Origin of the sequence: Peptoniphilus harei (genome assembly GCF_900454685.1) — a bacterium.
Lineage (GTDB): Bacteria > Bacillota > Clostridia > Tissierellales > Peptoniphilaceae > Peptoniphilus_A > Peptoniphilus_A harei.
Genome location: NZ_UATM01000001.1, coordinates 1 through 6957 on the forward strand (window position 1 = coordinate 1; position 6957 = coordinate 6957).

Annotated in this window: 6 protein-coding genes and 4 pseudogenes; 6 read left to right on the forward strand and 4 right to left on the reverse strand. The window is 36.5% G+C overall.

Annotated features, from left to right (window positions below; all coding sequences use genetic code 11):
- Nucleotides 1-80 precede the first annotated feature (80 nt).
- The 6 genes and pseudogenes from DRZ96_RS00005 to DRZ96_RS00025 all read left to right on the forward strand — a co-directional run bounded on the left by DRZ96_RS00005 (nt 81) and on the right by DRZ96_RS00025 (nt 4112).
- Entirely contained in the window at nt 81-395 is a 315-nt protein-coding gene (locus DRZ96_RS00005; protein ID WP_256584634.1) for an aromatic amino acid lyase, read from the forward strand.
- Between the two features lie 52 nt (nt 396-447).
- Nucleotides 448-1340: pseudogene (gene ftcD / locus DRZ96_RS00010) on the forward strand (glutamate formimidoyltransferase).
- A gap of 9 nt (nt 1341-1349) precedes the next feature.
- Nucleotides 1350-3025, forward strand: a pseudogene (locus DRZ96_RS00015) (formate--tetrahydrofolate ligase).
- 15 nt (nt 3026-3040) lie between these two features.
- Complete coding sequence (locus DRZ96_RS10800; RefSeq protein ID WP_256584635.1) at nt 3041-3208, forward strand: cyclodeaminase/cyclohydrolase family protein; 168 nt, start codon at nt 3041-3043, stop codon at nt 3206-3208.
- Nucleotides 3195-3656: a cyclodeaminase/cyclohydrolase family protein gene (locus DRZ96_RS00020; protein ID WP_256584636.1), complete on the forward strand. Its 462-nt coding sequence runs from the start codon at nt 3195-3197 to the stop codon at nt 3654-3656. The genes DRZ96_RS10800 and DRZ96_RS00020 overlap by 14 nt, the downstream gene beginning before the upstream one ends.
- A gap of 9 nt (nt 3657-3665) precedes the next feature.
- Entirely contained in the window at nt 3666-4112 is a 447-nt protein-coding gene (locus DRZ96_RS00025) for a glutamate mutase L (protein ID WP_256584637.1), read from the forward strand.
- A 172-nt stretch (nt 4113-4284) separates the two neighbouring features.
- Here the strand turns inward: DRZ96_RS00025 and DRZ96_RS10805 are convergent, their stop codons facing one another.
- The 4 genes and pseudogenes from DRZ96_RS10805 to DRZ96_RS00040 form a co-directional block, all read right to left on the reverse strand.
- Nucleotides 4285-4401, reverse strand: a complete 117-nt coding sequence (locus DRZ96_RS10805; RefSeq protein WP_256584638.1) for a glutamate mutase L — start codon at nt 4399-4401, stop codon at nt 4285-4287.
- Nucleotides 4373-4627 (reverse strand): glutamate mutase L, encoded by a 255-nt coding sequence (locus DRZ96_RS10810; protein ID WP_256584639.1) that lies wholly within the window; start codon nt 4625-4627, stop codon nt 4373-4375. Before DRZ96_RS10810 ends, DRZ96_RS10805 begins: the two co-directional genes overlap by 29 nt.
- A pseudogene (locus DRZ96_RS00035) lies at nt 4624-5248 on the reverse strand (cyclodeaminase/cyclohydrolase family protein). Before DRZ96_RS00035 ends, DRZ96_RS10810 begins: the two are co-directional and overlap by 4 nt.
- A gap of 15 nt (nt 5249-5263) precedes the next feature.
- Nucleotides 5264-6943, reverse strand: a pseudogene (locus DRZ96_RS00040) (formate--tetrahydrofolate ligase).
- Nucleotides 6944-6957: the final 14 nt, after the last annotated feature.

Genomic DNA, 6957 nt, shown 5'->3' on the forward strand with positions numbered 1-6957 from the left:
GCATCAGAAAACAAAACTTTATCTCACCCAGCAAGTGTTGACTCAATAACATCTTGTGAAAACCAAAAGACTTCGTTTCTATGGGTAACTGGGCATCAAGAAAAGCAAGAGAAGTTGTTAAGAACACAGCTAGAATCCTAACTACTGAACTTATGATAGCTGCTCAAGCACTTGACTTCAGAATGGAAATGGAAGACAACAAGTTTGAACTTGGTAAGGGAACAAAAGTTGCTCACGAAGTAATTAGAAAACAAGTTGCAGTAATAGAAGAAGATAAGACAATCGAAATCTACGAAGAACTTGAAAAAGCTCAAGAACTTATTAACACTGGAAAACTTCTTGAAGAAGTAGAAAAAGTTGTAGAACTTTTAATAATAAGGAAAAATCATATATAATATAAAAGGAAAGAAAAAGCTATAAGTAATCTATATTTAGGAGGAAAATTAATTGAAAAGAGTAATGTGTATTCCAAACTATTCTGAAGGTAGAGACCTTGAGAAAGTTGAAAAAATCACTGAATGTTTTAGAGCAAAAGAAAATGTTAAATTAATCGACTACCAACCAGATGCTGACCACAACAGACTTGTTGTTGAAGTAATTGGTGAACCAGAAGCTGTTATCGATGCAGTACTTGAATCTGTAAAGGTTGCTTCTGAAATTATCGATATGTCTAAACACGAAGGAGCTCACCCAAGAATGGGAGCAGTTGACGTTATACCTTTTGTTCCAGTAACAGAAGTTACAACTGAAGATTGTGTTGGATACGCTAATAAAGTTGGTAAAGCTATAGGAGAAATGGGAATTCCTGTTTACCTATATGAAGATGCTGCAACTACTCTGAAAGAAAGAACCTTGCTAAGGTTAGAAAGGGACAATACGAAGCATTCTTCGACAAAATTAAGGAAGAAGAATGGAAACCTGACTTTGGTCCACAAGAAATGAACGCTAAATCAGGTGTTACAGGTGTTGCTGCAAGATTCCACCTAATTGCATTTAACGTAAACTTAAATACTGACAGATTAGAAGTTGCTCAAGCAATTGCTAAAAAAGTTCGTCACATTGGTGGAGGACTAAGATTCGTTAAAGGTATTGGACTTGCTCTAGAAGAAAAAGGCCAAGTTCAAGTATCAATGAACCTTGTTAACTTCGAAAAAACTGCAATTTACCAAGCACTTGAAATGATTAGATCTGAAGCTAAGAGATACGGAGTAAGTGTTGTAAACACAGAACTTATTGGACTTCTTCCACTACAAGCTCTTGTTGATTCAGCAGCTTACTACATGCAAATTGAAGACTTTAAACCAGAACAAGTTCTAGAAACACTTTTAATTGAGGAGTAATAAAATAACATGGGATTTAAAACAGATATACAAATAGCTGACGAAGCTACAATGTTACCTATTGAAGAGGTAGCTGCAAAAATAGGATTTGAAAAGACGATCTTGAACAATATGGTAAATATAAAACTAAGATTTCTTGGGATGCAATTAAGAGAATTGAAGAAAACAATGAAAATGGTAAATTAATTCTTGTTTCTGCTATTTCTCCAACACCAGCAGGTGAAGGTAAGTCAACAGTTTCTATTGGTCTTACTCAAGGTCTTAATAGAATTGGAAAGAAATCTGCCGTAGCACTTCGTGAACCATCTCTTGGACCAGTATTTGGTGTTAAGGGTGGAGCTGCAGGTGGTGGATACTCACAAGTAGTTCCTATGGAAGATATTAACCTTCACTTCACAGGAGACCTTCACGCAATGACAGCTGCAAATAATCTTATTTCAGCTTGTATTGATAACCACATCCACCAAGGAAATGCTTTAAGAATTGACTCTAGACAATCACTTGGAAGAGAGTTATCGACATGAACGACAGATCTCTTAGAAATGTTGTTATTTCTCTTGGTAAAAAAGCTGATGGATTCCCAAGAGAAGACCACTTCATGATAACAGTAGCTTCTGAAATCATGGCAGTTCTTTGTCTAGCAGAAAGCATCGAAGACTTAAAGAACAGAATAGCTAAGATGGTTATAGGATATAATCTTGATGGTAATCCAGTAACAGTTGCTGATCTTGAAATCCAAGGTGCAGTAGCAATGCTTCTTAAAGATGCATTAAAACCAAATATGGTACAAACTCTTGAAAATACACCAGCATTTATTCACGGTGGACCTTTCGCTAACATTGCTCATGGATGTAACTCAATCCTAGCTACTAAACTTGCACTTGCTACAAGTGATTATGCAGTTACAGAAGCTGGATTCGGTGCTGACTTAGGTGCTGAAAAATTCATGGACATTAAATGTAGAAAAGCTGGTCTTGCTCCAGATGCAGTTGTAATTGTTGCTACAATTAGAGCTCTTAAGATGCACGGTGGAGTAGATAAAAAAGAATTAAAAGCTGAAAATATCGAAGCTCTTGAAAAAGGGTTTGCTAACTTAAGACGTCACGTTGAAAATGTTAGAAAATTTGGAGTTCCAGCAATTGTTGCAATTAACAGATTTGCAGACGATACTGAAGGAGAAATTGCAAAATTAGAAGAACTTTGTGCTGAATTAGGAGTTAAGATTTCACTTTGTGAATGTTTCGCTAAGGGTGGCGAAGGTGCTGAAGATCTTGCACATAAAGTTGTTGAACTTATTGATGAAGAAAAAACTAACTTCAAGCCACTTTATGATGAAAATGACAGCATTGTTGATAAAGTAAACACAATTGTTAAAGAAATCTACAGAGGGTAGACAAGCTAACTTTACAACAGCTGCTAAAAAACAAGTTAAGAAACTTGAAGAAATGGGTCTTGACAAACTTCCTATCTGTATTGCTAAGACACAATTCTCATTCACTGATGATAAGAATATAGTTGGAGCACCTACAGACTTTGATATTGAAATTCAAGATGTAAGAGTTTCTGCAGGAGCAGGCTTCATAGTTGTTCAAACTAACATCATGGTTATGCCAGGACTTCCAAAAGTACCAGCTGCTAACAAGATGGATATTGATAACGACGGCGTTATCACAGGATTATTCTAATTCACAGGAGGAAAAATGCTTAAAGATTTAAATATAGTAGAATTCGCAGACGAAACTGCTTCAGATTCACCAGCACCTGGTGGTGGATCTATTGCTGCACTAAACGCATCAATGGCAGCTTCACTACTTGCAATGGTTGCAGGTTTAAACTGTTGGCAAGAAAAAATATATGGACGTTTCTGACAGAATGGAAGAAATTCAAGCTGAACTTGTAAAATACAAGGACGAATTTGTTGATGGAATCGACAAAGACGCAAACTCTTTCAACGGAGTTATGGACGCTATGAAACTTCCAAAGGAAACTGAAGAAGAAAAGGCTGCAAGATCAGAAAAAATTCAAGAAGGATACAGAAATGCAATTGAAGTACCTCTTGGACTTGGAATGAAAGTTACTGAATTATATGACTATGCAAGAGAACTTGCTGAAAAAGGTAACTCTAATGCAATCACTGACGTAGCAGTAGCTCTATTAAACATTGAAGCTGCAGTTCACGGAGCATTCTTAAATGTAATCATCAACCTTAACTCACTTAAGGATCAAGATTACAGACACGAACTTGAAGAAAAAATGGATGCTACAAGAAAGATTGTTGAAAAAGAATCACGCAGAAATTATGAAAGTGGTAGATGAAAAATTAGCATGATTTATCTTTTAGTCGATGTTGGATCAACTTATACAAAGTTGCATTTAGTGGATACAAGTAAAAATGTAATTTTGGCAGGTGCTTCAAGTTATACTACTGTGGAGACTGACGTTAGAGAGGGCTTTAACAAGGCTTACAAAAAGCTAAGGGAAATCTCTGATGTTAAATATGATAAAATTTTAGGTTGCTCTTCAGCATCAGGAGGACTAAAGGTTATAGCTATTGGTTTTTCAAAAAGCCTCACTACTGACGCTGCAAGACTTGCGTCATTATCAAGTGGTGCTAGGATTTTAGATGTTTATTCCTACGAACTCAAGGATGAGCAAGTGGAAGAAATAAAATCTGCTGGCGCCGATATCATAGTCTTATGTGGTGGAACTGACCACGGCAACAGGGACAACATAATCTACAATGCAAAGAAACTTGCAAAAGGGTTCTGTTAAGACACCTGTAGTTGTGGCAGGAAACATTGATACTCATGAAGATAAGGGACTCTTTAATCAAAGGTGTCTTAACAGAACCCTTTGCAAGTTTCTTTGCATTGTAAGATTATGTTGTCCCTGTTGCCGTGGTCAGTTCCACCACATAAGACTATGATATCGGCGCCAGCAGATTTTATTTCTCCACTTGCTCATCCTTGAGTTCGTAGGAATAAACATCTAAAATCCTAGCACCACTTGATAATGACGCAAGTCTTGCAGCGTCAGTAGTGAGGCTTTTTGAAAAAACCAATAGCTATAACCTTTAGTCCTCCTGATGCTGAAGAGCAACCTAAAATTTTATCATATTTAACATCAGAGATTTCCCTTAGCTTTTTGTAAGCCTTGTTAAAGCCCTCTCTAACGTCAGTCTCCACAGTAGTATAACTTGAAGCACCTGCCAAAATTACATTTTTACTTGTATCCACTAAATGCAACTTTGTATAAGTTGATCCAACATCGACTAAAAGATAAATCATGCTAATTTTTCATCTACCACTTTCATAATTTCTGCGTGATTCTTTTCAACAATCTTTCTTGTAGCATCCATTTTTTCTTCAAGTTCGTGTCTGTAATCTTGATCCTTAAGTGAGTTAAGGTTGATGATTACATTTAAGAATGCTCCGTGAACTGCAGCTTCAATGTTTAATAGAGCTACTGCTACGTCAGTGATTGCATTAGAGTTACCTTTTTCAGCAAGTTCTCTTGCATAGTCATATAATTCAGTAACTTTCATTCCAAGTCCAAGAGGTACTTCAATTGCATTTCTGTATCCTTCTTGAATTTTTTCTGATCTTGCAGCCTTTTCTTCTTCAGTTTCCTTTGGAAGTTTCATAGCGTCCATAACTCCGTTGAAAGAGTTTGCGTCTTTGTCGATTCCATCAACAAATTCGTCCTTGTATTTTACAAGTTCAGCTTGAATTTCTTCCATTCTGTCAGAAACGTCCATATTTTTTCTTGCCAACAGTTAAACCTGCAACCATTGCAAGTAGTGAAGCTGCCATTGATGCGTTTAGTGCAGCAATAGATCCACCACCAGGTGCTGGTGAATCTGAAGCAGTTTCGTCTGCGAATTCTACTATATTTAAATCTTTAAGCATTTTTCCTCCTGTGAATTAGAATAATCCTGTGATAACGCCGTCGTTATCAATATCCATCTTGTTAGCAGCTGGTACTTTTGGAAGTCCTGGCATAACCATGATGTTAGATGTTTGAACAACTATGAAGCCTGCTCCTGCAGAAACTCTTACATCTTGAATTTCAATATCAAAGTCTGTAGGTGCTCCAACTATATTCTTATCATCAGTGAATGAGAATTGTGTCTTAGCAATACAGATAGGAAGTTTGTCAAGACCCATTTCTTCAAGTTTCTTAACTTGTTTTTTAGCAGCTGTTGTAAAGTTAGCTTGTCTACCTCTGTAGATTTCTTTAACAATTGTGTTTACTTTATCAACAATGCTGTCATTTTCATCATAAAGTGGCTTGAAGTTAGTTTTTTCTTCATCAATAAGTTCAACAACTTTATGTGCAAGATCTTCAGCACCTTCGCCACCCTTAGCGAAACATTCACAAAGTGAAATCTTAACTCCTAATTCAGCACAAAGTTCTTCTAATTTTGCAATTTCTCCTTCAGTATCGTCTGCAAATCTGTTAATTGCAACAATTGCTGGAACTCCAAATTTTCTAACATTTTCAACGTGACGTCTTAAGTTAGCAAACCCTTTTTCAAGAGCTTCGATATTTTCAGCTTTTAATTCTTTTTTATCTACTCCACCGTGCATCTTAAGAGCTCTAATTGTAGCAACAATTACAACTGCATCTGGAGCAAGACCAGCTTTTCTACATTTAATGTCCATGAATTTTTCAGCACCTAAGTCAGCACCGAATCCAGCTTCTGTAACTGCATAATCACTTGTAGCAAGTGCAAGTTTAGTAGCTAGGATTGAGTTACATCCATGAGCAATGTTAGCGAAAGGTCCACCGTGAATAAATGCTGGTGTATTTTCAAGAGTTTGTACCATATTTGGTTTTAATGCATCTTTAAGAAGCATTGCTACTGCACCTTGGATTTCAAGATCAGCAACTGTTACTGGATTACCATCAAGATTATATCCTATAACCATCTTAGCTATTCTGTTCTTTAAGTCTTCGATGCTTTCTGCTAGACAAAGAACTGCCATGATTTCAGAAGCTACTGTTATCATGAAGTGGTCTTCTCTTGGGAATCCATCAGCTTTTTTACCAAGAGAAATAACAACATTTCTAAGAGATCTGTCGTTCATGTCGATAACTCTTTCCAAGTGATTTGTCTAGAGTCAATTCTTAAAGCATTTCCTTGGTGGATGTGGTTATCAATACAAGCTGAAATAAGATTATTTGCAGCTGTCATTGCGTGAAGGTCTCCTGTGAAGTGAAGGTTAATATCTTCCATAGGAACTACTTGTGAGTATCCACCACCTGCAGCTCCACCCTTAACACCAAATACTGGTCCAAGAGATGGTTCACGAAGTGCTACGGCAGATTTCTTTCCAATTCTATTAAGACCTTGAGTAAGACCAATAGAAACTGTTGACTTACCTTCACCTGCTGGTGTTGGAGAAATAGCAGAAACAAGAATTAATTTACCATTTTCATTGTTTTCTTCAATTCTCTTAATTGCATCCCAAAGAAATCTTAGTTTTTATATTTACCATATTGTTCAAGATCGTCTTTTTCAAATCCTATTTTTGCAGCTACTCTTCAATAGGTAACATTGTAGCTTCGTCAGCTATTTGTATATCTGTTTTAAATCCCATGTTATTTTATTACT

What these genes read in the sequence shown, in the direction of transcription:
- DRZ96_RS00005 (WP_256584634.1), top strand. Translation starts at nt 81, where the DNA reads ATGGGTAACTGGGCATCAAGAAAAGCAAGAGAAGTTGTTAAGAACACA.
- DRZ96_RS10800 (WP_256584635.1), top strand. Translation starts at nt 3,041, where the DNA reads ATGCTTAAAGATTTAAATATAGTAGAATTCGCAGACGAAACTGCTTCA.
- DRZ96_RS00020 (WP_256584636.1), top strand. Translation starts at nt 3,195, where the DNA reads ATGGACGTTTCTGACAGAATGGAAGAAATTCAAGCTGAACTTGTAAAA.
- DRZ96_RS00025 (WP_256584637.1), top strand. Translation starts at nt 3,666, where the DNA reads ATGATTTATCTTTTAGTCGATGTTGGATCAACTTATACAAAGTTGCAT.
- DRZ96_RS10810 (WP_256584639.1), bottom strand. Translation starts at nt 4,627, where the DNA reads ATGATTTATCTTTTAGTCGATGTTGGATCAACTTATACAAAGTTGCAT.